Below are 332 nucleotides of genomic sequence, written 5' to 3'. Positions count from 1 at the left end.
TAGCGTCAACTACGACAGACATCCTCGGTCAAGATGGATTGGCCGGACGGATACCCACCATCACGGTCGATCCGCAAAGTGGCGCACCGGCCGAACGGGTGCCGGCCCTGGTCAAGGGCCAGGGCGCGGAAGTCGGCTGGCGCTGGCAGCCGCGCGACGGCCTCACGGTCACGGCGGCACTGTGGCAGCTACAGCTTGACTCGGAACTGGTGTATGTGGGCGATGCCGGCAGCACCGAGGCCGGCCGCGCCAGCAAGCGCCGCGGCCTGGAGGCCACCTTGTATTGACCCACCGGAATCTGCACAGGTCAGGCCGCTAATGCACATGCCTCA

At 66.6% G+C, this 332-nt stretch carries 1 protein-coding gene; it reads left to right on the top strand.

Annotation, left to right across the window (positions count from 1 at the left end; all coding sequences use genetic code 11):
• On the top strand, positions 1–287 hold a 287-nt coding region (locus ACODRX_RS25865), incomplete at its 5' end, for a TonB-dependent receptor domain-containing protein (RefSeq protein WP_488874409.1).
• Positions 288–332: the final 45 nt, after the last annotated feature.

Source organism: Comamonas sp. FG99 (assembly GCF_057808605.1).
This window is presented reverse-complemented; position numbering and strand designations above follow the sequence as displayed.